This window comes from Mesobacillus boroniphilus (assembly GCF_018424685.1).
GTDB classification, from domain to species: domain Bacteria; phylum Bacillota; class Bacilli; order Bacillales; family Cytobacillaceae; genus Mesobacillus; species Mesobacillus boroniphilus_A.
In genome coordinates, this window is record NZ_QTKX01000001.1 from 509,986 (window position 1) to 535,410 (window position 25,425).

Genomic DNA, 25,425 nt, shown 5'->3' on the forward strand with positions numbered 1-25,425 from the left:
GCTTGTCCTTAGAAGAGTATATTGCGCAATATACTGACTTGCCAGGTGAATGGAGGATATGGGAGCAGGGAGAAGGTCCTGTGGCGGTATCTTATCATGTGGAATCGGCTCCTTCCAATCAAAAGCCGTGGGTTGGCACCATATTGGTAAAAGCGGATGAAAGACGGCGAGGAATCGCTTTAGCCATTTTGAACCATCTTTCCAATGAATTTGAATTGAACGGGCAAAGGGCACTTTTTGCCGCTGTTCCCTTCGATGAATATGAGTGGTCAAACTTCCTAACAGACTGCGGGTTTGAACAATTCAAAACAGAAGAAAACGAAGGTGAAACCTTTTTGATAATGGTCCGCCCTTTCGAATGACCGGCTGGTAATCCAGCCGGTTTTACTGTTGAGAAATCAAAAATTCCGGTTCTGCATTGCCCTAAAAAAAGATTTAAGCACACGTTGAGTCTAAAGCTCGCCTGCTTCCCTCATCTTTTTTTTCTTCTTAAATCCAAATCCCATAACAAACACAAGGGCGATGATGCATGCGATAGCGCCAGCGACACTTCTTTCTCCAATGGCGATTCCAATACCAATCATGCATGAAGCTGCTGCAAATGCGAAAAATAATAATGGCCATTTTATTTGCTTCAAGGTGATTCCCCCCATTCGACATTTGGTGCAAATTATAATATATTTAATTGTACATTAAAATGCTTATAGGTTTCCACACTAATTATGGTATAATATATAAGTTGTGTAAAAAGCCAATAGATAAATTACGATATTAAAGGCAGGGTGACTTTTTTGAAATTAAGAGAAGATATTAGAAATATAGCGATTATTGCCCACGTTGACCACGGTAAAACGACTTTGGTTGACCAGCTTCTGAAGCAATCAGGCACATTCCGTATAAATGAGCATGTGGAAGAGCGCGCAATGGATTCAAACGATTTGGAAAGAGAACGAGGAATTACGATCCTCGCGAAAAATACAGCTATTTCTTATAACGATACACGTATCAACATTCTTGATACTCCTGGCCACGCTGACTTTGGCGGCGAAGTTGAGCGTATCATGAAAATGGTTGACGGCGTATTGCTCGTTGTTGACGCGTATGAAGGCTGCATGCCGCAAACACGCTTTGTTTTGAAGAAAGCTCTTGAACAGCATTTAACACCAATTGTTGTCGTCAATAAGATTGACCGAGACTTTGCTCGTCCTTCTGAAGTAGTTGATGAAGTCCTAGACTTGTTCATCGAACTAGGAGCAGATGAGGATCAGCTTGAGTTCCCAGTTGTATATGCATCTGCTATCAACGGAACAGCAAGCATGGACCCTGAAAAACAGGATGAGAACATGCAGGCATTGTACGAGTCCATCATTGAAAATATCCCGGCACCAGTTGATAACAGAGAAGAGCCTTTACAATTCCAGGTTGCCCTTCTTGATTACAATGACTATGTTGGCAGAATCGGAATCGGACGTGTTTTCCGCGGTACGATGAAGGTAGGCCAGCAAGTAGCGTTGATGAAGCTTGACGGCTCTGTAAAACAATTCCGAGTAACTAAGATCTTTGGTTTCTTCGGTTTGAAGCGCCAGGAAGTACAAGAAGCACATGCAGGGGACCTAATTGCTTTATCAGGAATGGAAGATATCAATGTCGGTGAAACTGTATGTCCATTTGACCAGCAGGATCCACTGCCGGTTTTACGTATTGATGAGCCAACACTACAAATGACATTCTTGGTCAATAACAGCCCATTCGCAGGCCGTGAGGGTAAATACCTGACTGCAAGGAAAATCGAAGAGAGACTTCGTGCACAGCTTCAAACTGACGTTAGTCTAAGAGTAGACAATACTGACTCACCTGATGAATGGATCGTTTCAGGACGTGGAGAACTTCACTTGTCTATCTTGATTGAAAACATGCGCCGTGAAGGGTATGAGCTTCAGGTGTCAAAACCTGAAGTTATCGTAAGGGAAATAGATGGAGTAAGAAGTGAACCGGTTGAACGAGTTCAAATCGATGTTCCTGAAGAACACACAGGATCAATCATGGAATCGATCGGCGCACGTAAAGGCGAAATGCTAGATATGATTAACAATGGAAGCGGCCAGGTTCGATTGATTTTCAACGTGCCGGCACGTGGACTTATTGGATACACAACAGAATTTTTAACATTGACTCGCGGATATGGTATCATTAACCATACATTCGACAGCTACCAGCCAATGCTTCAAGGCCAGGTAGGCGGACGCCGCCAGGGTGTTCTAGTATCAATGGAATCCGGAAAGGCATCTACTTATGGAATCATGCAGGTAGAAGACCGCGGAACAATCTTCGTTGAGCCTGGAACTGAAATTTATGAGGGTATGATTGTCGGCGAGCACACTCGTGAAAATGATATTACTGTCAATATCACGAAGGTAAAGGCAGCAACTAATATCCGTTCTGCAAATAAGGACCAGACATCTGTCATCAAGAAGCCAAGAATCATGACTCTGGAAGAATCATTAGAATACTTGAACGATGACGAGTATTGTGAAGTAACACCAGAATCAATCAGACTCCGTAAAAAGATTCTTGATAAGAATGAGCGTGAAAGAATGGCGAAAAAGAAAAAATTCGCTGAAGCTTAATTAAGTAGGGGGAAGAAGTATGGATGTAAGCCAAAGATTATCATTTTTTGCAGCATTATTCAGGGTAGATGAGCACCCAACGGTTGGCATGTGGATGCTATACCTAACGATTGCCGCTATGAGCATCCTTGTTTATAAACTTGGGTTTGCACAGAAGCTGCCATTGCTGAAAAATATCGTTATCTATGCGTTTCTATTGCTTGGCTCTACAGTCCTAACCTTCCTTGCTATTTTCCTTCCCATCACGGAAGGACTTGTGGTCGCTGCACTCATCCTGATCATTTACAAGCTCAGGTTGCGACAACATAAAAAAGCAGAAGCAAATGTCAAATAGGAGTTGGCGATATGAAATCACTCCAAGATGCAATTTATAATTGGCTGACAATCAAAATTGTCAGCGACGCTCGGCCAGAAGATACAGCTGCTCAAGATACTACACAATTATTTGAACAAATTCTTGCCGATGAACATAATGTTGAATCAAAAGAATTAAAACGGGATGCACTTATGTATTATGTCACAGTCGTTCAGGAAGGGAATTCTAAAGAATACCGTTTCCCCCGCGACCTGATTGAAGTCATGCTTGACCAAATCAGGCAAGAACCAGACAAATACGTGAACTATCCAGAAGAAGATTAAAAAACTCCGCCCATTGTTGGGCGGAGTTTTTGCTGTTGTTTCATGGTAATTTGGCTTGTCAAAATGATACTTGGATTTAGACAGGTATGGGGCGGAAGGCAGAAAAGCTGCGGTTATTGTGACAGGTTTCAGGCTACAGAGCTCAAAGCTGTCAAGAAAGCGAGATTATTGTGACAGGTTTCAGGCTACAGAGCTCAAAGCTGTCAAGAAAGCGAGATTATTGTGACGGGTTTCAGGCTGCAGAGCCCAAAGCTGTCAAGAAAATGCGATTATTGTGACAGGTTTCAGGTCGCAGGGCCCAAAGCTGTCAAGAAAATGCGATTATTGTGACAGGTTTCAGGCTGCAGAGCCCAAAGCTGTCAAGAAAATGCGATTATTGTGACAGGTTTCAGGCTGCAGAGCCCAAAGCTGTCAAGAAAGTGTGGTTATTGTGACAGGTTTCAGGCTGCAGAGCCCAAAGCTGTCAAGAAAGTGCGATTATTGTGACAGGTTTCAGGTTGCAGAGCCCAAAGCTGTCAAGAAAGTGTGGTTATTATGACAGGTTTCAGGTCGCATGGGCCAAAGCACAAAAGCTGTCAAAAAAAGCCCCGTATTCAGACAGGTTTGAGGAGGAAACCCCAAAAGCTGTCTGAATCAGCCCTAGATTTCGTTCTAAACTTTATCTATCTAGAAGGGCAAATTCTAATCACCAATCATCCTTCTGAACGCGGGAACGGTATAGCTTGAAATTCCCTGTGGCTATCCGGTTGTTCGTTTTATCGGCAATTCGTTCATTACATGGTTCACACATATATGTATGGATCGGCCGGTTTCTAAGCCGCTTAGCCTGAAGGGTATCACTGTTAATATTTTCGATTTTGTCGCACAATACACATTTGACTCTCATTCTTACACCTCTTATCAATAATTATCATACATAGCCTGATTGAGATTGGATTATATTATAGTATATCATTGTTTCCAGCCTAAGCAGGAAAAATCATTTGATTTGCCCTGCTTAAAGAATTCGTAGTACTATTATGATAGTTTAAGGAGGGTGAATATGGCAAATCAAGTAGAACCTAAACTAATCAAACCATTGTTTGATGAACTGCAAAAAGAGCGTTTTGTCACATTGGCGACAGTGGACCACGAAACAGGAGGCCCGAATGTCAGTGCGATTTCCTGGGTGCTTGCAAAGGATGAGGATACCGTTTATTTTGCAGTGGATAACCGTTCTCGAATCATCGAGAATATCAAGACCAATGACAAAGCAGTAATCAACCTAATCGCAAATGAATCTACATATTCAATCAGCGGGACGGCCGGCGTCAAGCAGGAAAAACTTGAAGGTGTACCTTTGAAGTTAGCGTTAGTCGAAATTAAAATCAGCGAAGTAAGGGACGTTATGTTCTATGGATCAAAAATCGTTGCTGAACCTCAATATGACAAGACATATGATAAAGATGCAGCAGCGCGTCTTGATAAGCAGGTAATGGATGCAATGAGAAAAGCTTAGTCAATTGACTAAGCTTTTCTTGTTATTTATGATAGTTGGATTGTTGTTCCTGGTCCTTCTCTAGTTGTTTTTGTTCTTCCTTGTTAAGCTTTTTCTTTGGATCTTCAGTCGGGCTCTCAGTCTGCGGTTCAATCATGTCTGCGGGAACCTCTGGCATGCCTCTTCCGGTTATATCTGAAAGCTCATTCATAATACCCTGGATTGGCTGCCCGTTTTGAATATCCTCTGATATCTCCCTTAATCTTGCTGTGATATCAGGATCCGCTACCACGACTGCACGTGCACCGTGTGGGTCCTTTTTTAACGCTTCCGCCACCGTATATTTCACAGTGTCTACCTCAGACCTCTCCATCTTATCATTTACGTCGATACCCACAATTGCATAGCGACCAACGACTACAGCAGCAGCGTCATCAACATTCGGGATATGAGTAGTCAAGTTTACAAGATGGCGGGAAATCTTCTGTCCAGATTGGCGGTCAACTTCTTCAATCGTACTATTCTGGACCTTGACCTTATGATCTTCGTCAGCTTTATTTGCGTTGTTCTGACCATTGCACGCAGTCAATAGCAATACAAACGAAATTGCAGCAACCAATCTTATCATTAATGAACCCCTCCGGTTATTTATTAGTTGAAATCCTTTGAACAACTAGGAATGTTATATAAAAAAAGAAATGCTCAAAGGTTATTGTGCAAAATATCTTCTATCTTTATTCAAAAAGTCATATATTTTACCAAAGTCCCGGCCGAGGCTGCCAAGTTGGCCAGAGTCGAGATCAATAAGGCGGGAGGCATCAATTTGAGTAAAATATACGTACTGGATACAAACGTCTTACTACAGGATCCGCATGCGATTTTTTCCTTTCAAGACAATGAAGTTGTCATACCTGCTGTAGTTCTGGAGGAAGTGGATTCAAAGAAAAGGTATATGGATGAGATTGGTCGCAACGCACGCCAGGTTTCACGGCTTATAGACGGCATGAGAGAGACAGGGAAGCTGCATGAAAAAATCAACCTTGAGGGTGGTGGGACTCTCAGAATTGAGCTGAATCATCGATCCTTCCATCAACTTCAGGAAATCTTTGTTGAAAAAACAAATGATAATCGAATACTGGCGGTAGCTAAGAACTTGAGTCTTGAAGAAGAAACGAAAGAAAATGGGCGTTCGGTAATCCTTGTCAGTAAGGACGCTCTGGTCCGTGTAAAAGCAGATGCGATCGGGCTGATCGCTGAAGATTTTTTAAGTGACAGGGTTGTGGAAATTAACCATCTGTATTCTGGTTATGCAGAAGTGTATATAGAAATAGAAGAACTCAATCGTTTTTATGAAAGAGGAGAACTTAACATCTCTGATTTAAAGGGTCAAAACTTTTTTTACCCAAATCAGTTTGTGATCATGAAGGATATTCTCGGCAGTTCTGCATCCGCAATAGGTATGGTCGATACAAAAAATAAAAAAGTGAAAAAGCTTGTCTTTGAACATGAGGGAAAGCACACATGGGGAATCAAGCCAAGAAATGTACAGCAAATTATGGCGATGGAACTTCTTTTGCGACAAGACATGCCTCTGATCACACTGATAGGTCGTGCAGGAACAGGGAAAACATTGCTCGCTCTAGCATCAGGGCTTCTTCAGACCGAGGACTTAGGCGTTTTTAAAAAGCTGCTTGTAGCAAGGCCGATTGTGCCAGTAGGAAAGGATTTGGGCTTTTTGCCTGGGGAAAAGCAGGAAAAGCTCAGACCATGGATGCAGCCTATATATGATAACCTTGAGTTCCTTTTCAATACAAAAAAACCAGGAGAACTTGATGCCATACTGGCAGGGATGGGTTCAATCGAAGTAGAAGCATTAACTTATATAAGGGGAAGGAGCATCCCGGAGCAATTCATTATCATTGATGAAGCACAGAACCTGACAAAGCATGAGGTCAAAACAATTCTGACGAGGGTAGGGGAACGCAGTAAGATTGTCTTGATGGGTGACCCCGATCAGATTGACCACCCATACCTGGATGCCTACAATAATGGCCTGACGTATGTGGTTGAAAAGTTCAAAGACCAGCAGATTGCGGGTCATGTCCAGCTCGTTAAAGGAGAAAGGTCACCTCTTGCCCAACTCGCTGCTGACCTTCTAAATTAAAGATCGCACTCTGCAATCTTAGATGTTAGATAGTCAAAAACAAACGGGTAAAAGGTAAAATAAATAACGGGCATCCACCTGGATGCCCGTTGGCAAGAGCTTACATATTATTCGACCGTAAATCCGGTAACATTTTTGATAGGATTATCCTTATTAGAACCATCATGGTAATATACATGCAGCGGTCCGTCCTCTTTTAATGGTTTGCCGTCCTTCGAAAAACCGAGGATGAGTCCAGAAGCTTCTTCGAGGGAAAGTGACACCTGGTCATTTTCACCGTATTCAATCACAACATTCTTCGCAGTCGGTTCTGGTTCTGCATTAACAAGAAATGGCTTGAATGGTATGCCAAAAGTGCCAGTCAGGATTTTTTCCTTCTCGAACTTCACTTCTGTTTTAAGAGTTGGGGGATAAACTGCACCCTCCATGATTTCGCGGTCCCAATGTTTTGAGACAGACTTCGTATACTCTTCCAGGGCATCTTCGCTCTCATGGTCTCCGCTGAAATATGTATTCAAGTCTACTTTGCGATCGTCGAAAATCCAAACGCCCGGATCCAAAGTGATCTTGTATTTGACGTTACCTTTGATAGGAATGATTGTCTCCATAAGTTCCTCCTGCATTTTTTCTTATATTATTTATTCAGTATATCGATAATTTTGTGAGTTGTCATTTCAACTCATCTAAGCGCACCAACCATTAATTTCTGCATCCTTAATATTCTTGCTTTTTTGTCCACTTAAGGGTAAAATTTAAAGATAGGATTGGGTAATCGCTCGGAAACGGGGGGATCAAGTTGGCGTCTGATATGATAATCAACCATCAGGAAAAAGCCCATGCCTTGTTAAAGGCTGACGCTGATAAAATTTTAAAGCTGATCAAAGTGCAAATGGATAACCTGACAATGCCTCAATGCCCTCTTTATGAAGAGGTTTTAGATACGCAAATGTTTGGATTATCAAGAGAGATAGATTTTGCAGTAAGACTCGGCTTAATCGAAGAATCAGATGGAAAAGTAATTCTAGACCAATTGGAGCAAGAGCTTTCCATATTGCATGAAGCTTCGTTAAAAAAATAAATCCTAAAAACTCAAACAGTCCTAAACGATTGTTTGAGTTTTTTTGTGAGGCTCTTTTGGTGAATTTTGATACTTTCACAAGCTCTTTAATACTTTTCCAGTTCAGGAGTTTCCTTAAAAAGAGCACCCTTGCCTTTTAGAATCCAGATGCAAATTGTTATGACAGGCAATGGTCAATGGAAAAGACTGCATTACACTTCTATGACAATATATTAAGAATTCCATAACTTTTCCTTAAACAAAGGCAGGATATTTCAACTTATAGTAGAATAGATTAAACAACTTAGAAGATGGGGAAGAGACGATGTTTAAAAAAATACTGAAATCCTATGACTATTCATTGATCATTGTTGTTGCGCTCTTGTGCTTGTTTGGCCTTGTCATGGTTTACAGTGCCAGCATGGTCACCTGGCATGGAGTAGATAGCGATTTCTTTTATGACAAACAAAAATTCAATTTGGTAGCGGCACTGTTTGTATTTATTCTGGCGGCCTTATTTCCTTACAAAGCAATGAAAAGCACCAAAATCTTGCTTCCTATGGTGATATTAACACTGTCAGGCCTCTTGATATTATTCGTCGTCGGTAAAGTAGCGGGTAATGCCCTTAGCTGGATAGAAGTAGGGGCTAGAAGCATTCAGCCATCGGAGCTTGCAAAACTGAGTGTCATTATATATCTATCAGCCGTGTATGCAAAAAAACAATCATACATAAATGAATTCAATAAAGGTGTATTGCCGCCTCTACTATTCCTAGTAATGGTATTTTTCCTTATCGCACTTCAGCCGGATTTCGGCACAGCAGGTATTATCATGCTGATTGCTGCAGCTATCATTCTATCTTCAGGCATGAACTTTAAAAATATCATGAAGCTGGTCATGATCGTGGCGATTTTATTGGTGCCTGTTTCGCTTATATTGAAAGATGAAGTGTTTTCCGAGAGGCGCTTAGAGCGTATTACGTCATATAGCAATCCATTCGATGACGAACAAAAATCCGGCTATCAATTAGCCAATGCCTATTATGCAATTGGCTCAGGAGGACTTACAGGGCTTGGACTGGGACAAAGTAATCAAAAACTGGGGTATCTTCCTGAAGCACACACGGACTTCATCATCGCAGTCATCTCTGAGGAGTTGGGGATTTTCGGTGTAGGGTTTGTATTGTTGAGTCTGGCGTTCATCGTCCTAAAAGGGATACATATAGGGCTTAAGTGCAAGGATCCTTTTGGCAGTTTGCTAGCAATTGGGATTGCCAGTATGATTGGTATTCAGTCGTTTGTCAATCTGGGCGGAGCTTCAGGAGTCATTCCTTTGACAGGTGTTCCATTGCCTTTTGTGAGTTATGGAGGTTCCTCATTGCTCCAGCTCGCGATCGCGACCGGGATACTGGTGAATGTTTCGATGTTTGTTAAATATGAAGAGAAGTATAAGAAGGAAAAGGCAGTCCAGCCTAAGCCTCCAAAAGCTGTAGTAAACCAAAATTCGTTTAAGTTCAGGTCTTAATTATAGAGAAGATAAAAAGCTGCAGCGTCTGCTGCAGCTTTTTATTTTACCGTTGCCGGAGAAAGGTCTACGGGTTTAGGGTTTTTAACTCTTGCGGCATTCTTCTTGCTCCTGGAAACTAAAAGGATAAAGTAGCTGAATACACCAAACAGAACAGAAATGAAGAAAGCGTGTCCCAGGGCAATGTACAGATTAAGTCTTGTGAAGATGATCAATGCACCAGCAATGACTTGCAGTGACACAAGGATCATTGATATGATCCATCCCCAGTATAGTACTCTTTCATGCTTGTAATGCTTGACCGCAATGTAGGTAACATATGCGATCCAAATAAATATGAAACCTGCTGCAGCCCTATGTCCCATCTGAACCCATTCGTAAATGTTGGTAGGAAGGAAGGAGCCGCCATTTGTACATAATGGCCAGTCTTTACAAACCAGGCTGGCATTCATATGTCGCACAAGAGCGCCAGTATAAACGACAATATAGCTGTATACGGAAAGTCCAATAATATGAAACTTCATTCTTTTATCTATCACTAATTTTTCAGCCTGGAATTTTTTATCCACTTCAAAAATAAGCAAGGTCAATAAAAGTACAGCGGCAAATGAGATGAGTGAAATGCCGAAGTGAAGTGCCAGGACAAAATCAGATTGTCCCCAAACTACTGCGGCAGCGCCTATCAATGCCTGTAGAACAAGGAAGAAAAAAGATAAAACAGCCAAGAACTTCGTTTCGCGTATATGCCCAATAGCCTTCCATGTCCAAATGGATAAGATAAGTACCATAATGCCTACGCTGCCCGACACTAACCTGTGGGCAAGTTCAATTACCAATTCGGGAGTTATATCCGTGGGAACGAATTCTCCATTACAAAGGGGCCAGGACTTGCCGCAGCCCATTCCGGAATCAGTTTTAGTAACCAACGCTCCTCCGAGCAAAACAAAAAGCATTCCAATCGTGGTTAAAACAGCAAGCCACTTAAGGGAACGGTTCATGATCATCACCTGCTTATTCAAAGTTCGATAAGTTGTCAAATAATAAACTTGACATGTATAATAGAAAAAGCTTGTAGAAAAGAAAAAAATTCTATCCCTATAATAACGAATTTTGGCGAAAAAGGATAGAAAACAATACTTAAGATACTACACAATAATAGATAATATTTCAATACTTACTATTATAGTTGGACAACAACCGGTTTTATAGGTAAAATGCTCATGGCAGCAATAAGTCCAAATAAATTACGAGCTTACATACCAGGAATTTTACAGACATGAAAATATTATCCAAGAATATGTATATTTGAAAAAAAGATGACCCCCAAACAATCTACTAATATCAAGTCAAAATTCCTTGCAATAAAAATGAACTTTATGGATAATGGCGGTAAGACACAAATTAGTCAAATTTTGTTCAAAAAAAATTCACAAAAAAGTTGTGAAGTGTGATTTAATATACAACGTAGGCTTTATTTTTCTACACAAATATTTAACAGCCTTAACACGTTGAGAATAGTGAAAATTATCGGGAATATAAAGTACAATTACACTTCTTTTTTTTGTTAAAATTTCGTCTTTGGAATTTTGAAGGAAAAGGGATGAAGGAGGATATGGATGTCTAATTCAAAAGCTTTATCAGAAGCTGTATTAGAGAACGGACAGCCTGCAGTCGTGGAGAAGACGCTAATGAAAGATTTTCTTGCACTCATTAAAATAGGAATAGTAAATTCCAATGCGATGACAACTTTTACTGGATTATGGCTCGCGCTTCATTTTGGCGGAGCGCGCTTCCTGGATAATATTGATTTGATTCTTGCTACATTGATAGGTTCATCATTGATTGTTGCGGGCTCATGCAGCCTGAATAACTACATCGATCGGGACATTGACCATCTAATGGAGCGAACAAAAGACAGACCGACTGTAACAGGAAAAGTCCAGCCAGGTAAAGTGGCCTTGATGAGTTTCCTGCTGATCGGGATAGGCACCGCATTTCTGCTTACAACTACCGTCACAGCTGCTGTAATCGGTTTGTTCGGGGTTTTTAGTTATGTTGTTCTATATACATTGTGGTCAAAACGTCAATATGTTTCGAATACAATTGTCGGCAGTATCTCAGGAGCAGTTCCACCGCTAATCGGATGGGCTGCAGTGGACGCTAACCTGGACGTAATGGCATGGATGCTGTTTGCCATCGTTTTTGTTTGGCAGCCCCCTCATTTCTATGCTCTGGCAATGAGAAGGGTAGAGGAATACCGGGCAGCTGGTATACCGATGCTTCCTGTCGTAAAAGGTTTCAAAGCGACGAAGAGATCGATTTTCCTATGGATAACAGCCTTGCTGCCGTTACCATTCTTCCTGCCTGAGCTTGGAATGACGTTCATGATTCTGGCAACGATCCTGAATATTGGATGGCTTGTTTTGGGAATCTACCTTGAAAAGCTTAAAGATGATATGAAATGGGCAAAACTGATGTTTGTATATTCTTTACAATACTTAACTGTCATGTTTGTCGCTATGGTAATTGTCACACTTATCTAACCTTTGTTAGGAGATTCACTCTTTGTTGAGAGAGGATTTTTCCATATATTTTACAACCAAATTTATAAGATTTTTTACGAAAGAGGGGTTTAATTAAGCTATGAAGATGCTTGCTAAATGGCGTCTGCTGTCATTGTTCACATTGATGGCATTAGTCTTGTCCGGCTGTGGTGAGCCATACCTGTCTACATTAAGACCTGCAGGTGAAGTTGCTCAATCCCAGTATGAACTTATGTTGTTGAGCACGGCGATTATGGTGGGAGTAATTGCTGTCGTCACAATCATTTTTATTTATGTCATTATGAAGTTCCGCAGGAAGAATGACAACGAAATTCCGAAGCAGGTCGAGGGAAGCCACAAGCTCGAGATCCTTTGGACTGTTATTCCGATCTTATTGCTTCTAATTCTTGCTGTTCCTACAGTAGCAGCAACATTTAAGTTGGCAGATGTTTCCCCTATGGAAAAGAAAAACGCTGAAGGAAAGACTGATGCGCTTGTAATCAACGTGCGCGCGAATCTTTACTGGTGGGAATTTGAGTATCCAAATGAAGAAATCATCACTAGCCAGGATTTAGTAGTCCCTACTGATGAAAAGGTTTACTTTAACCTTAAGGCTTCTGATGTAAAACACTCTTTCTGGATTCCTTCTGTTGGAGGAAAGATGGATACAAATACCGATAACATCAATAAATTCTGGCTTGAGTTTGACAGTAAAGGTGCTGACGAAGCTGGCGGACTTTTCTACGGAAAATGTGCTGAGCTTTGCGGACCTTCACACGCATTGATGGACTTCAAAGTAAAGGCTTTACCACGCGCTGAATTCGATCAATGGGTAGCAGGTATGCAGGGAGTCAAAGAACCTGTTAAGGCAGAAACTGCAACTGCGCAGCAAGGACAGGAAATCTTCAATAACAGCTGTATCGGATGTCATGCCGTAACTCCGGCAAACACGGCTCCTGAAGCAGCTCGTGTTGGTCCTAACTTGACAAACTTCGGCGATCGTTCACGTGTTGCTGGTGTTATGGATATGTCAGAAGAAAACATCAAAAAGTGGCTGGAAGACCCAGAAGCATATAAGCCTGCCAACAAGATGACTGGCAAGTATGCTGAGCTTTCAGAAGAAGAACTAGATGCATTAACAGAATATCTGATGGGCTTGAAAGTCCAGAAATAAAAGGGGATTTGTTTGAAAGGGAGGTAAAACTGTGAGTACCTATGCTCAGAAAAAGGGATTTGGCGCAACTTTATGGGACTACCTGACAACGGTTGACCATAAAAAAATCGCAATCCTTTATCTTATTGCTGGCGGATTCTTCTTCATCCTAGGTGGACTTGAAGCTTTGTTCATCCGTATTCAGCTAGCTGTACCTAACAATGATTTCGTAAGCGCAGGTTTCTACAATGAAATCTTGACGATGCATGGAACAACGATGATATTCCTTGCAGCGATGCCGCTTGTATTTGCATTCATGAATGCTGTAATGCCACTCCAGATTGGTGCACGTGACGTCGCGTTCCCATTCTTGAACTCTTTAGGATTTTGGTTATTCTTCTTTGGTGGAGTATTCCTTAACCTTTCATGGTTCCTGGGTGGAGCTCCAGATGCTGGTTGGACGTCTTACGCTTCTCTTGCAATAGCGTCTGAAACGCATGGTATCGATTTTTATGCACTTGGTTTGCAGATTTCGGGTGCGGGTACACTAATCGGGGGGATTAACTTCCTCGTAACGATCGTTAACATGCGTGCCCCGGGAATGACTTATATGAGAATGCCGATGTTCACTTGGGCAACATTCGTAACATCAGCTCTTATCCTGTTTGCGTTCCCTCCACTGACTGTTGGTCTTTTCTTAATGATTTTTGACCGTATGTTTGGTTCTAATTTCTTTGATGTATCAAATGGAGGTAACACAATTATCTGGGAACATCTTTTCTGGATCTTTGGTCACCCGGAAGTTTATATCTTGATCTTACCGGCATTCGGTATTTTCTCAGAAATCTTTGCGATTTTCTCTAGAAAACGTCTTTTCGGTTACTCATCCATGGTATTCGCGACTGTATTGATCGGTTTCCTTGGATTCATGGTATGGGCACACCATATGTTCACAACTGGTCTTGGACCGATCGCAAACGCGATTTTCGCAGTAGCTACAATGGCAATTGCCGTTCCTACAGGTATCAAGATTTTCAACTGGATGTTCACAATGTGGGGTGGAAGCATCAAGTTCACAACTCCGATGCTTTGGGCAGTAGCCTTCATTCCTTCATTCGTAGCCGGTGGTGTAACTGGTGTCATGCTGGCATCCGCTGCTGCAGACTATCAGTATCATGACAGCTATTTCGTTGTTGCTCACTTCCACTACGTTATCGTTGGTGGTGTAGTATTCGCACTATTTGCAGGTGCACACCTGTACTGGCCAAAAATGTTTGGCACAATGCTGAATGAAACTCTTGGTAAAGTTACGTTCTGGTTATTCCTGATTGGTTTCCACCTGACGTTCTTCATCCAGCACTTCCTTGGATTGATGGGGATGCCTCGTCGTATCTTTACATTCCTGCCTGGACAGGGACTTGAAACTGGAAACTTGATCAGTTCAATCGGTGCGATTTTCATGGCAATTGCTACAATCGTTCTATTAATTAACGTAATCATGACACAAGTTAAAAACGAAAAAGTCGGAAATGATCCATGGGGTGACGGCCGTACACTAGAGTGGGCGATTGCATCTCCGCCGCCTTTCTACAACTTCAAGCAGCTTCCTCTTGTACGCGGACTGGATGCTTACTGGCTGGAGAAAATGGAAGGCAAGAATGAAATGACGCCTGCAGAACCACTTGGCGATATCCATATGCCGAATAACTCTTTCATTCCTTTCGTTATCTCACTTGGTCTTTTTATCGCAGCATTTGGTGCAATGTACCGTGCTGATACAAGCTGGGGACTGCTAGTCTTGATCCTCGGTATGGCAGTAACTTTAGGAGCAATGTTCGTACGTTCTATTAAAGATGATCATGGATTCCATATTCATAAAGAAGACTTAATGGACGATGATAATGATAAGGGGGCAAAGGCATAATGCAAGCTGAAGAAAAATTCACTTATGAAACATGGCCTGCGGAGCCTGAAAAAGCAACCCTCGAAGCAAAGAACAAGTTTTTGGGCTTCTGGTTCTTCCTTGGCGGAGAGACAGTATTGTTTGCGACTCTGTTCGCAACATATCTTGCACTAAAAGATAAGGTTCCTAGTGCTGACCATGCACTTGCCAAGGATATCTTTGAAATACCGCTGGCTTTTGCAGCGACTATGCTTCTTTTAACAAGTTCTTTGACAAGTGTATATGCTATGTACCATATGAAGAACTTTAACTTTAAAAAGATGCAGCTTTGGCTTGGATTGACAGTAGCTCTTGGTGCTGCTTTCCTTGCGCTTGAAATTTACGAGTTCAATCACTATGTACATGAGTTTCACCATACGTTTACAAGCAGTGCTTTTGGTTCCGCCTTCTACACGCTTGTAGGCTTCCATGGTGCTCACGTTGCATTCGGTTTGGCTTGGATCATTACGTTGATGGTCCGTAACTCCAAACGTGGGTTGAATCTGTACAACGCTCCTAAGTTTTATGTTGCCAGCCTTTACTGGCACTTCATTGACGTTGTATGGGTATTCATCTTCACGGTTGTATATCTAATGGGAATGGTGGGATAAACTGATGGCTAATCAACAACCAAGTTCAGGGAACCCAAGAGTAGACGTTGAATATCGTCGCAAGAAGAGCGCCGAAGAGATGAGATACCAAATCGTTTCCTTTGCATTGATGATTTTCTTGACACTCGTTGCCTTTGTTGCAGTTGGATATGAAGGATTTTCAGGCTGGTTCACAGTTCCGTTCATCCTTCTGCTTGCTGTGATCCAGGTAATCTTCCAGCTTTACTATTTCATGCATATGAGTCATAAAGGGCATGAAGCACCTGCATTGTTCCTTTATTCTGGTGTCGTTGTAGGAGCTGTAACAGTCCTGGCTTTCACAACAATTATCTGGTGGTAATATATAATGACTTAAAGAAAAAATCGGCTATAAGCCGATTTTTTCTATGTAAGCGAGTATACTAACATTTAATGGCAGAGTCATTTTATTGATGTGCCATACCTTTGGAAGTATAATGAGAGTAAAGTTCTTAAACAGGACGGGGTGAATAACGATGCTAACGCTTGAAATATTTGGGTTCAGAGCCCTATGGAGCCCGGTATATTTTCTTTTGATGGCAGCACTGCTAGTTGCTTATTTTTTGATTGTCTACAAATACTATAATCGTTTTAAAAATGGGGAACCCGCGACGAGAAAGCAGGCGGTTTACTTTACATCCGCAATTCTAGTACTGTATATCATTAAAGGTTCGCCTGTGGATCTAATGGCGCATATAACCTTTTATATGCATATGATCCAAATGTCAGTCCTATATCTTGTTGTTCCGCCATTATTGATTTTCGGCTTTCCTAATTGGCTTTGGAGATCGTTACTATCACTTCCGATAGTCGATCCACTATTTCGCTTTTTCACGAAGCCGCTTATTGCCTTGATCATGTTTAATGGAATATTCTCTATTTACCATATCCCGCTGATTTTTGATGTTGTTAAAACAGATATGTGGCTGCATGCAGGATATACATCGGTGCTATTTATACTCGCGATGTTCATGTGGTGGCCTCTTGTCAATAAATTGGAAGAGTATCAGACATTATCCGGTGTTAAAAAGATGGGGTATATTTTTGCTGATGGTGTGCTAATCACACCAGCGTGCGCATTAATCATCTTTGCCGATACACCAATGTACGCAACTTTTTCCGACCCGAATGCGTGGGGCGAAGCTTTGAAATTATGTGTACCGCCTACGATGCTTTCGAGCTTGAATCTCAGCGGTCCTGAAACCTTCAGTTCTATTTCGCTATTGCATGATCAGCAGCTTGGAGGAGTAATCATGAAAGTCATTCAGGAAATCGTCTATGGTATCTTCCTGGGATATGCTTTCTTCCAATGGTTCAGAAATGAAGAGGATCATCAAGCTGAACAAGATGCGATCAATCTTGCGAGCGCACCCCAGCCAATTAAGTAATAACGAATTGCAAAAGCTTCCTTATCGGGAAGCTTTTATTGTTGTTTAATATCGTTTACACTCCACCAAAAAAATTATTATTTATCAGCAATCAAAGATTGAAAAAAAGAGACAGGTCACCTACAATTAACTTTATGGAGAAATAATGATTGAGAGGTACATATATATGTCAAACTTACCGATTCTGCCGACAATCAGCACTACATTTATCGTTTTAAGTGCGATTACCGTGGCAATTGGCTGGGCCCAGATAAAACAAAGAAAGATTGAAAAGCATCGCAAGACCATGACACTGGCTGGTATATTCGCCATCATATTCTTTGTGATCTATGCATCAAGAACGATTTTCATTGGAAATACATCATTTGGTGGACCTGACGATATCAAGATTTACTATACGCTGTTCTTAATCTTCCATATCACACTTGCGACTATTGGTGCTGTCCTTGGAATTATCTCGCTTTACACAGGATATAAGAACAAGCTTGAGCGTCATCGCAAACTTGGACCTATCACCAGTGTTACCTGGTTCTTTACTGGCATCACGGGTGTTGCAGTTTACCTGCTTCTTTATGTGTTCTATAAAGGCGGGGAAACAACTTCAGTCATCAAGGCCATACTCGGAACATAGCAGACTTTGAAACATTGCTTATAGCAATGTTTTTTTTTATTTCTTGAAGGTATTCTCGCTTTAACAGACGAATTTATTAGGTTGTAAAAAGGGGGGATTTACTTGGATATTAAAGTTTTATCAGAAGAACATTTTCTGGAGTCAATGAATTTATCAATGTATGCTTTTCAGTATAAAGTGGCGGAAAGTGATATTCCAAAAAGGATGGAAACCCTTAAGAAACATCGCTTGCTAGGGATTTTTGAAGGGGAAGAGCTTGCTTCCAAATTGCATATTCTTTCTTTGAATGTGAAGCTAGGTCAACAGGATTGGAAAATGGGTGGTATTGCCGGAGTCGCTACCTATCCAGAGCATAGACGTAAAGGGCATGTTAATGCCTTAATGAAAAGGGCACTGGAGGATATGAATCAAAGTGGGAATATTGTTTCTTTCCTTCATCCATTTCAGATCGATTTCTATAGAAGGTTTGGCTGGGAGATCATTTCAGACAACAGGAAGATTACTATCGAAAAAATAGATTTAAAACCAGTAGATATACAATCGGGAAATATTAAAAGACATACAGAGAAGAATCACTCATTGGATATTGAGAGGGTCTATGAGAAATATGCAGCAATGCATAGCGCGATGTTAGCAAGAGATTCGGAATGGTGGCGTACAAGTATATACGGTGAACAAACAGCTGCTGTTTATTATGATTCAAAAAATGAAGCGACAGGATACGTGTTATATGAGATTAAAGATAATGTAATGAAGGTTGAGGAATACGTTTCTTTAACCCATGAATCCAGAAAAGGACTGTGGAATTTTATTTGCCAGCATGATTCAATGGTAGATCGAGTGGAAGTGCTTTTATCAGTCCATGACCTATTCCCGTACTTTTTAAAGGAGCCTAAGCTCAAGACTGAAGTTTATCCTTATTTTATGGGCAGAATTGTCAATGTTGAGAAAGCATTATCTAGCTATCCTTTAAACACCAGCACTGATGGGAAAAATATGTTTCTACATCTGGATGATGCAGCTGCTCCATGGAATACAGGGACATATATAATGGGGCAGGAAGGAGTTACATTTCATCCTGTGAAAGATGGTAGTACCTGTGTAACTGCTCCAAAGCGCGGACTGCAATTGAACATCAACACTTTAACGGCCATGTTATTCGGCTATAAACGCCCTCTTGAATTATTTGAGTTAGAACTGCTCAAGGGAGACATCAATGAGGTCATGGAGCTAGAGCATGCAATTCCAGTATTCAAACCATTTTTCTATGATTTCTTTTAATTTGTATACAGCAACAACAAAACCCGGGTGCAGTTCACCCGGGTTTTGTTGCTTTTATTATAAACTTTTTGCACAAATAGATTAGTGTCTGACTCCAGCGCTTAGCTTTTTTTATCACTGAAAGTGCTCCTTGAGTATCTTGCGATCAGTGTTAGCTTTGGGCAGTTCGAGACGCTTCTTATCTAAATTTAAATTTTGAATTTAAATTTAATGATTCCAGCTTCTTTGGCTGAATTGAATCCAATCAAGAGCAATGGTCCTATGACAAAGCCCATAAAGCCGAATAGCTTCAGTCCAAGATACATGGCAATCAGTGTAGATAGCGGGGAAAGGCCTATATGGCTGCCCATCACCTTAGGCTCGACTGTACGCCTGATAATCAGCAAAATAACTGCCAGAACCGCCAACTGGGTTCCAAGGGCAATATTACCTGTTGCTAGATGGAAGATTGACCATGGCGCCAATATGACGATTGAGCCAATCAACGGGATAAAATCAATCAGCCAGATAACCGCCGACATAACAATTGCATATTCTGGCGTGATGAAAAGCAATCCAATTAGGGCAACGATAAAAATGATCACACTTACTAGAAATTGTGCTTTCAAGAAACCAAACACAACATAAGAAAGCCGTGAAGTCATGAAGTGTACTTTGTCTGCTGTTCTCTCTGTTAAATGGCTGTATACACTCTGTCTTAGAGATGGCAGCTCCAGCAAGAAAAGAAACAAGGCAATCAAATAGACAAGGAAGCTGATCAGGAAGTTCGGGATGTAGGTCAGCAGTGCTTTCAAATTATCTATATTGATCAATGCGATCATGTCATTCTTGAGTTTATTCAGAAATTCCTCTGCCCGGTTGCTGATTTCGGTTACAACTTCCCTCGGTAGGTCGTTGGCAGCTTCAACAAAACTATTTTCGGCCTTATACCAGGCATTTGTAATTTCATTTATATAGACTGGAGTATTATCAATCAAGTCAATTGCCTCGGTGATTGCCGTCGTAGTCAGGAAATAGCCTGCGACCATGATGAGCAATACAAACAGGAGGAAAATTGCCAATACTGCCAGGCGCCGTCCAATCTTGAATCTTTTCTGGAAGTAAACTACTGCAGGTTCAAGAAAAAGGGCGGTAATCAAAGCAGCAATTAATGGGATGGATACCGGAAGGATAATGTAAAGAATTGCTGCAACGATGATGGTGATTAATGCAATAATGATAGTTCGTTTAGTAAAAATACCGGACAAGTGAAACTCCTTTCTATACTCCCCGAAGAGTATATACCTTTAAAAAGCATTTATTAAGGGCAGTTAAGCCTTATTATCTCAAAAAGCGCAAAAAATTCCTTAACAATTAAATTATAGTACGCATTTAATATAAGAAACAACAAAAATCAGTTATTACCCATGTCTTTTTGTAAACTTTGCTGATTTTAAAGCTGACGGATTCACTTCAATAACGATAGATCGCTACTATTCCATCTCTATGTATGCTTATGAACATCTGGTTCCGCAACCTTATCATTTAGGGGTGAGGCAATGAAGAAGTCAGGAAAAATCATGCCTCAGCAATATAGAGAGGTATGCCGTGCAGTCTGTGCGATTGTCAATGCCAATATAAATGAAAACCGCACTTTTCAACAGTCCAGGTTAAAAAACAGGATCTCTCGATTACGAAGAAATTCGTTTGCTGATAATGGAGTGATTGTTGAACTTGACCAGGGTTACGTGAAAATCAAAGTATACGTTGACACTATAGTTGGGGAGTACTCTATCCTTTTTAATGCAATAGAGCTTCAGAAAAACATAGAAGAGGAGATTGTGCTGTTTACTTCTATATTACCGAAAAAGATTGATGTCATCATAACGGGCATTCATGTAAAAAAGACGCAATGAATGCGTCTTTTTAATGAAAATAAGTAAGTATCAAATTCACTTCAAAAATTGTCCAGCTCCAGCGCCTAGCCAGTTTTCATCCCTAGATTGGCTTCCTCGATTATCTTGCGAGAAGCGTCAGCTTTGAGCAGCTCGAGTCGCTTGTCTAGTGTCGCCTCCTAGAAAATCCGAAATTTCAACTCCGCCGGCAGAAGCAAAAAGCGCTTCTGCCGGCGGAGCTGACCGAGGCGCTTACGCTTTTCTAATTTAAATTGCGAATTTCTCTACTTCTGCTTTCACTTCGTTTAAAAGCTTTTCGCTCTGGCTGACAATTGCTTTCGGGAATTGCTCACCTTCACCATATTCAACGCCATGCGGATAATAATGCTTGCCTAACAAAGGTGTCATCAACTGAATGATCGCTTTGTGTGCGCCAACATCACCCTCGTGGACATGACCCTGTACACGCAGATAAAATGTGCCTTCTTTAACCACAGTCTTTTTGTCATAAGTTACTCTCTCATAATCCCATTGTCCTTCACGTACCAGACCATGCTCTAACATAACCTCATCAAGACGGTTCAAGTCCGCCTTCAGGTTTTCAATACCTGTATTTTCGAATTTCATCCTTTTCCCTCCTAAAAACACACTGCAGTAATATCGCCTAAAATAGATTATATCTCAAATTTAATAATAGTAAAAATATGCTTAAGTTGCAATGAATATAAAATTGAATTTCTCTGCTTACATACAAGAAAAACTGATGACAAAATAAGATTTATGTAATTGAGGGCATAATTAGCATGAGACAGGCAACCCTAGTTGTGAGTAGGCAAGCTTTGATTCATAAGGAGGAAATGAAAGTGCGTAAAATCCGTGATATCATGACTAGCGATGTGGAAACCTGTACTTTACTGGACAATGTATTCGAAGTGGCGGTCAAAATGAAGGAATGGAATGTCGGATCCATCCCTATCGTTGACAAGGATAAGCTCGTAGGAATGATTACCGACCGGGATATTGTCATTAGAGGGATAGCAGAAAAACATCCACCATCTTCAAAGGTAGAAACGGTTATGAGTGACCATCTCGTTACAGCAACACCGGATATGTCCACTAAAGATGCAACCAGGCTTATGGCAGAGCAGCAAATAAGAAGGCTGCCAGTAGTAGAAGACGATAAATTAGTAGGAATCGTAGCGCTTGGTGACTTTGCTGTAAATGAAATGACAGACGAACAAGCACAGCACGCCCTATCAGAAATCTCTGAGCCAGGGAATCACATGCAATAGTCTTAGGCACTCATAATGGGTGCCTTTTGTCATTAATCTTCCGAATGTTTCTTGAACCTTTCTCTGAACAGGTTGTTGTTTGATTTTACAATAAGCAAACCGTATGTTAAAAGTATGTTAACCATAGAAATGCAAGAAGAATGTCAATCGTGTTGAAGGTCATAAATTTTTTTGAGTCGTATGGAACACTTCTATTAAAAAGAACTCTATAAATGATATAATAATTTCAAAAATCACTCATATAGTGATAGAGAGATAATAGTGTCTTTTGAATCACATAAGTGTGGCTAGCAATACAGTCAATGAAGGGGGGATCTACCTGCGAACTATTGTAAGGATATTAATGTTTGCCGCAATCTTTTTACTTATTGGTTTATACATGGGTTATAACAAGGAAGATAATGACGAAATGGTAATCGAACAGACGTCTACTCCTAAAGTAGATGACTCCCTCGAAAAGGATATCAATCAACAAAGTATCAGTGAGGGAATTGAACAGCCTGCACAAGGTGTAGGTTCCCTATTAGGAAAAGATATTGATTCTCTTAAGGAGACCTTAGGTGAACCATCCAGGGTTGATCTTTCAGCTTATGGTTTCCATTGGTGGATTTTTAACAATGACATTGACCAATATATCCAGGCTGGTGTCTTGGATGGCAAGGTCGTGACGGCTTACGGCATTGGGCCTTCAGTAAATGTACAGCCATTTGAAATTGGTCAGCCGATTGAAGAAATCTTTTCAATGAACGTGATAGAGCCGGATGTGACGTTTGAATATAATGGGAGCTCCTACAAGTTCGAGCTTTCCGAGCAGGATATGAACACCCGTCCCATTATCAAAATGGGTGAGTACTTTGTTCAGCTCTATATTGATAAATTCACTAGTTCTGTCTCGAGCATCCGGTATATGGACAAAGAAACGATCGTCAAGCAGCGTCCATATGAAATGGTCTACAGAGGGACTCTGATAGAACCGCCTGTATTATCAGAAGGGGATTGGGTCAGGATTGAGGCTGGTCTCGAAAAACAGATTCTGGACATCACTAATGCGATCAGATTAAGACATGAGCTGCCAACGCTTGAGTGGGATGAAAAAACGGCAGAAGTTGCGTATGCCCATAGTAAGGATATGGCCATTGAAGACTATTTTTCGCATGAGTCGGAAAAATTCGGGGATTTATCGGAAAGGTTAAAAGCAGCAGAGATCTTGTATCAAGTGGCTGGCGAAAACATCGCTGCTAACTATACTGATGGACCAGCAGTTGTCGAAGGCTGGCTGAATAGTGAATCCCACCGTGAGGCGCTATTGAATGAGGAGTTTTCGCATCTTGGAGTAGGGGTTTACCAAAGGCATTATACCCAGAACTTTTTGAGATTGTGGGAACAAGAACAGTAATTGCTATTTTACATTTATTTATTAGGCTCATTTCTCAGACTTTGTTGCTATTGACTACAAAATAGGAGTGAATGAACTATTTTTCTACTCAAAGTAGCCTCATGTTTTGAGAAAACAGCTTGCAAACTTAATACCGAAATACAAAATTCGTACTATTTCGTTAAAATCGGCTTTAGGATTTTAACAACAATATTTACGAAAACAGCCATTTATTATTTACAGCGAAGGAGCATGCACCAAGAGGTCATGCTCCTTCGTTTTGCTTGATTACCCTGTTGACTGAAAAGAAACCCTGCTTCCAGTTGCCGTAAAGATGTACCATTTCTCCTTCGTTGAAAAGGGGAGGAACTATCTCTTTTCTCAATGGCGTCACTTTTTTTACGGTCAACTCCTTTAATCCAGTGTTGATTTTCAAGACGGTTATATGATTATAGCGATGATAGTAAAATCGCTCTTTGTATTCATTAACCTCCATGATTTTTCCGCTCACGATCGCTTCCTCAGGAATATTTTCAAGTTTGATCCATTCCTGAAAATTCGCCTGCATTTCTTTTTTCGTCAACCAATAAAAATAGGCAAGGACAATCGGTATCGCAATTGCTGTAACCATACATGATCACCTTATTTATGCTGTTTTTTTACAACGAAAAAGCTTCCGGAAGAATGAGCGATTTTTTTTCCATCAGACCTGAATACATCAGCTTCAAGGACAACGGTACTTCTACCTTTATGAATCAGCGTAGCTTTACAATGGAGATTGTCGCCGATACCTGGCGCTAGATAATGGATGTTTATTTGTGACGTGACCGCTGCATAACCTTCTGGCAGCAGTTTATTCGCAAGTGTTCCCATTGCCGTGTCGAGTATCGTGGCAGTAAAGCCGCCATGGACTATGCCAAGGGTATTGTCGAGTACATTTGTAATCGGAATATCAATTTCGCAGGTTTCATGATCGAGTCTCCTATCCATATGAAGAAGTCCATCGATATACGTACTGTTTTTCCCGCTTAGTTTATTTTTAACCCCAGATAGCACCGTTTTGAGATCTTCAAGTTCCTGCTCGCCTGAGAGCGAGACGCATTCGTCTAAAAGCTGTTGCAATTCTTTTTCCACTATATTAATACCTCTTTCTGAATGGCTCTTTTCCTAAAATTCCGAATGAAAATCACTATTTTAAAAAAGCCATCTTATAATCTGTTTTTTATTTTAACACTTTAAAAAATTAAGATGAAGTTTTAAAGTATAGAGAAATCCATAAGTTTATTTATAAGATGGATGTGAAAGCAACATAGAATCAGAAGGTTGCTGTTAGAACAATAATTTATCATGGATCCCTTTCACCAATAATGATAATTTTCATAAGCTATTATAGGCATTTGTTACACTGTGAGGTGAAAGTATGGCCAAAAAGAAACTTCATCCCTCTGTTGAAAAGTTCAAGGAATTTGTGAAAGCCCACCCCGAGCTCGTGCAGGAAGTCAGGAAGGGGAATACGAGCTGGCAGGAAATGTACGAAGATTGGTACCTGCTCGGTGAGGATGATCCAAAATGGAATAATAAAAGCCAAAATGACAAGGACGAAAAAAGCGAAGAAAAGGAAAAGAAAACGGATTGGTTAGGAACGATAATGGGTGCTGTTAAAAATATGGATCCCGAGCAGATGCAAGGACAGATCCATAATATAAGCCAGGCACTCGGAGCGATCCAGGGTGTGCTTTCTCAGTTTCAGGGAAGCAAAGGCGGACAGCAGGCATCTAAAGGTTCAGGCCCTGCACATCCTTTCTCATTCAGGCAGGATTAGATTGGA

The 25,425-nt window shown here is 40.9% G+C and carries 29 protein-coding genes; 20 read left to right on the forward strand and 9 right to left on the reverse strand.

Going from position 1 to position 25,425, the window contains the following annotated elements; translation table 11 throughout:
- The first annotated feature begins 2 nt into the window (after positions 1-2).
- Positions 3-362 carry a GNAT family N-acetyltransferase gene (locus tag DYI25_RS02495; protein ID WP_213366656.1) on the forward strand — a complete coding sequence of 120 codons (360 nt, stop codon included), beginning with the start codon at positions 3-5 and terminating at the stop codon, positions 360-362.
- 90 nt (positions 363-452) lie between these two features.
- On the opposite strand, the gene DYI25_RS02500 is transcribed toward DYI25_RS02495, so the two are convergent.
- Complete coding sequence (locus tag DYI25_RS02500; RefSeq protein ID WP_213366658.1) at positions 453-638, reverse strand: YlaF family protein; 186 nt, start codon at positions 636-638, stop codon at positions 453-455.
- 153 nt (positions 639-791) lie between these two features.
- Between DYI25_RS02500 and typA the strand changes: the two genes are divergently transcribed.
- Genes typA through DYI25_RS02515 form a run of 3 tightly spaced genes read left to right on the forward strand, consistent with a single transcriptional unit; the run spans position 792 to position 3,266 of the window.
- Positions 792-2,627 carry a translational GTPase TypA gene (gene typA, locus DYI25_RS02505; RefSeq protein ID WP_213366660.1) on the forward strand — a complete coding sequence of 612 codons (1,836 nt, stop codon included), beginning with the start codon at positions 792-794 and terminating at the stop codon, positions 2,625-2,627.
- Positions 2,628-2,646: 19 nt separating this feature from the next.
- Positions 2,647-2,961: a YlaH-like family protein gene (locus tag DYI25_RS02510; RefSeq protein ID WP_213366662.1), complete on the forward strand. Its 315-nt coding sequence runs from the start codon at positions 2,647-2,649 to the stop codon at positions 2,959-2,961.
- Between the two features lie 11 nt (positions 2,962-2,972).
- Entirely contained in the window at positions 2,973-3,266 is a 294-nt protein-coding gene (locus DYI25_RS02515; protein ID WP_213366665.1) for a hypothetical protein, read from the forward strand.
- A gap of 685 nt (positions 3,267-3,951) precedes the next feature.
- Here DYI25_RS02515 and DYI25_RS02520 read toward each other — a convergent pair.
- Positions 3,952-4,152: a YlaI family protein gene (locus DYI25_RS02520; protein ID WP_213366667.1), complete on the reverse strand. Its 201-nt coding sequence runs from the start codon at positions 4,150-4,152 to the stop codon at positions 3,952-3,954.
- A gap of 156 nt (positions 4,153-4,308) precedes the next feature.
- Here DYI25_RS02520 and DYI25_RS02525 point away from each other — a divergent pair, with 156 nt between their 5' ends.
- Positions 4,309-4,764, forward strand: a complete 456-nt coding sequence (locus DYI25_RS02525) for a pyridoxamine 5'-phosphate oxidase family protein (protein ID WP_213366669.1) — start codon at positions 4,309-4,311, stop codon at positions 4,762-4,764.
- 22 nt (positions 4,765-4,786) lie between these two features.
- Here DYI25_RS02525 and DYI25_RS02530 read toward each other — a convergent pair whose 3' ends face one another.
- Positions 4,787-5,371 carry a YhcN/YlaJ family sporulation lipoprotein gene (locus DYI25_RS02530; protein WP_213366671.1) on the reverse strand — a complete coding sequence of 195 codons (585 nt, stop codon included), beginning with the start codon at positions 5,369-5,371 and terminating at the stop codon, positions 4,787-4,789.
- A gap of 195 nt (positions 5,372-5,566) precedes the next feature.
- Here DYI25_RS02530 and DYI25_RS02535 point away from each other — a divergent pair, with 195 nt between their 5' ends.
- Positions 5,567-6,907: a PhoH family protein gene (locus tag DYI25_RS02535; protein WP_249745220.1), complete on the forward strand. Its 1,341-nt coding sequence runs from the start codon at positions 5,567-5,569 to the stop codon at positions 6,905-6,907.
- A 107-nt stretch (positions 6,908-7,014) separates the two neighbouring features.
- Here DYI25_RS02535 and DYI25_RS02540 read toward each other — a convergent pair whose 3' ends face one another.
- Positions 7,015-7,515: a peptidyl-prolyl cis-trans isomerase gene (locus DYI25_RS02540; protein WP_213366675.1), complete on the reverse strand. Its 501-nt coding sequence runs from the start codon at positions 7,513-7,515 to the stop codon at positions 7,015-7,017.
- A gap of 188 nt (positions 7,516-7,703) precedes the next feature.
- On the opposite strand from DYI25_RS02540, the gene DYI25_RS02545 reads away from it, so the two are divergent.
- A complete protein-coding gene (locus tag DYI25_RS02545; protein ID WP_041965554.1) occupies positions 7,704-7,985 on the forward strand; it encodes a YlaN family protein in 282 nt (93 codons plus the stop codon).
- 304 nt (positions 7,986-8,289) lie between these two features.
- Entirely contained in the window at positions 8,290-9,489 is a 1,200-nt protein-coding gene (locus tag DYI25_RS02550; protein WP_213366677.1) for an FtsW/RodA/SpoVE family cell cycle protein, read from the forward strand.
- A 41-nt stretch (positions 9,490-9,530) separates the two neighbouring features.
- On the opposite strand, the gene DYI25_RS02555 is transcribed toward DYI25_RS02550, so the two are convergent.
- Entirely contained in the window at positions 9,531-10,487 is a 957-nt protein-coding gene (locus tag DYI25_RS02555) for a COX15/CtaA family protein (RefSeq protein WP_213366679.1), read from the reverse strand.
- A gap of 618 nt (positions 10,488-11,105) precedes the next feature.
- Between DYI25_RS02555 and cyoE the strand changes: the two genes are divergently transcribed.
- From cyoE to DYI25_RS02595, 8 genes are all read left to right on the forward strand, one after another.
- A complete protein-coding gene (gene cyoE, locus DYI25_RS02560) occupies positions 11,106-12,032 on the forward strand; it encodes a heme o synthase (RefSeq protein WP_213366682.1) in 927 nt (308 codons plus the stop codon).
- A 100-nt stretch (positions 12,033-12,132) separates the two neighbouring features.
- Positions 12,133-13,206 (forward strand): cytochrome c oxidase subunit II, encoded by a 1,074-nt coding sequence (coxB, locus tag DYI25_RS02565; protein WP_213366684.1) that lies wholly within the window; start codon positions 12,133-12,135, stop codon positions 13,204-13,206.
- A gap of 31 nt (positions 13,207-13,237) precedes the next feature.
- Positions 13,238-15,109 (forward strand): cytochrome c oxidase subunit I, encoded by a 1,872-nt coding sequence (gene ctaD / locus DYI25_RS02570; protein ID WP_213366686.1) that lies wholly within the window; start codon positions 13,238-13,240, stop codon positions 15,107-15,109.
- Positions 15,109-15,738 (forward strand): cytochrome (ubi)quinol oxidase subunit III, encoded by a 630-nt coding sequence (locus DYI25_RS02575; protein ID WP_213366688.1) that lies wholly within the window; start codon positions 15,109-15,111, stop codon positions 15,736-15,738. Before ctaD ends, DYI25_RS02575 begins: the two co-directional genes overlap by 1 nt.
- A gap of 4 nt (positions 15,739-15,742) precedes the next feature.
- Positions 15,743-16,078, forward strand: a complete 336-nt coding sequence (gene ctaF / locus DYI25_RS02580; RefSeq protein WP_102262072.1) for a cytochrome c oxidase subunit IVB — start codon at positions 15,743-15,745, stop codon at positions 16,076-16,078.
- Between the two features lie 154 nt (positions 16,079-16,232).
- On the forward strand, positions 16,233-17,144 hold the full coding sequence (ctaG, locus tag DYI25_RS02585) for a cytochrome c oxidase assembly factor CtaG (RefSeq protein ID WP_213366691.1): 912 nt from the start codon (positions 16,233-16,235) through the stop codon (positions 17,142-17,144).
- 166 nt (positions 17,145-17,310) lie between these two features.
- Positions 17,311-17,775 carry a DUF420 domain-containing protein gene (locus DYI25_RS02590; protein WP_213366693.1) on the forward strand — a complete coding sequence of 155 codons (465 nt, stop codon included), beginning with the start codon at positions 17,311-17,313 and terminating at the stop codon, positions 17,773-17,775.
- A gap of 102 nt (positions 17,776-17,877) precedes the next feature.
- Positions 17,878-19,056, forward strand: coding sequence for a GNAT family N-acetyltransferase (locus DYI25_RS02595; protein ID WP_213366695.1), 1,179 nt, complete (start codon positions 17,878-17,880; stop codon positions 19,054-19,056).
- 188 nt (positions 19,057-19,244) lie between these two features.
- On the opposite strand, the gene ytvI is transcribed toward DYI25_RS02595, so the two are convergent.
- A complete protein-coding gene (gene ytvI, locus DYI25_RS02600) occupies positions 19,245-20,303 on the reverse strand; it encodes a sporulation integral membrane protein YtvI (protein ID WP_213366697.1) in 1,059 nt (352 codons plus the stop codon).
- A gap of 291 nt (positions 20,304-20,594) precedes the next feature.
- Here ytvI and DYI25_RS02605 point away from each other — a divergent pair, with 291 nt between their 5' ends.
- Positions 20,595-20,951 (forward strand): hypothetical protein, encoded by a 357-nt coding sequence (locus tag DYI25_RS02605; RefSeq protein WP_213366699.1) that lies wholly within the window; start codon positions 20,595-20,597, stop codon positions 20,949-20,951.
- Positions 20,952-21,197: 246 nt separating this feature from the next.
- Here the strand turns inward: DYI25_RS02605 and DYI25_RS02610 are convergent, their stop codons facing one another.
- Entirely contained in the window at positions 21,198-21,557 is a 360-nt protein-coding gene (locus DYI25_RS02610) for a YugN family protein (RefSeq protein ID WP_213366701.1), read from the reverse strand.
- Between the two features lie 236 nt (positions 21,558-21,793).
- Between DYI25_RS02610 and DYI25_RS02615 the strand changes: the two genes are divergently transcribed.
- A complete protein-coding gene (locus DYI25_RS02615) occupies positions 21,794-22,222 on the forward strand; it encodes a CBS domain-containing protein (RefSeq protein ID WP_213366703.1) in 429 nt (142 codons plus the stop codon).
- A gap of 319 nt (positions 22,223-22,541) precedes the next feature.
- Positions 22,542-23,618, forward strand: coding sequence for a CAP domain-containing protein (locus tag DYI25_RS02620; protein ID WP_425374508.1), 1,077 nt, complete (start codon positions 22,542-22,544; stop codon positions 23,616-23,618).
- A 244-nt stretch (positions 23,619-23,862) separates the two neighbouring features.
- Here the strand turns inward: DYI25_RS02620 and DYI25_RS02625 are convergent, their stop codons facing one another.
- Positions 23,863-24,228 (reverse strand): hypothetical protein, encoded by a 366-nt coding sequence (locus tag DYI25_RS02625; protein WP_213366705.1) that lies wholly within the window; start codon positions 24,226-24,228, stop codon positions 23,863-23,865.
- Positions 24,229-24,239: 11 nt separating this feature from the next.
- Entirely contained in the window at positions 24,240-24,731 is a 492-nt protein-coding gene (locus tag DYI25_RS02630; protein ID WP_213366707.1) for a PaaI family thioesterase, read from the reverse strand.
- A gap of 286 nt (positions 24,732-25,017) precedes the next feature.
- On the opposite strand from DYI25_RS02630, the gene DYI25_RS02635 reads away from it, so the two are divergent.
- Positions 25,018-25,419, forward strand: a complete 402-nt coding sequence (locus tag DYI25_RS02635; RefSeq protein ID WP_213366709.1) for a YlbD family protein — start codon at positions 25,018-25,020, stop codon at positions 25,417-25,419.
- Positions 25,420-25,425 lie beyond the last annotated feature (6 nt).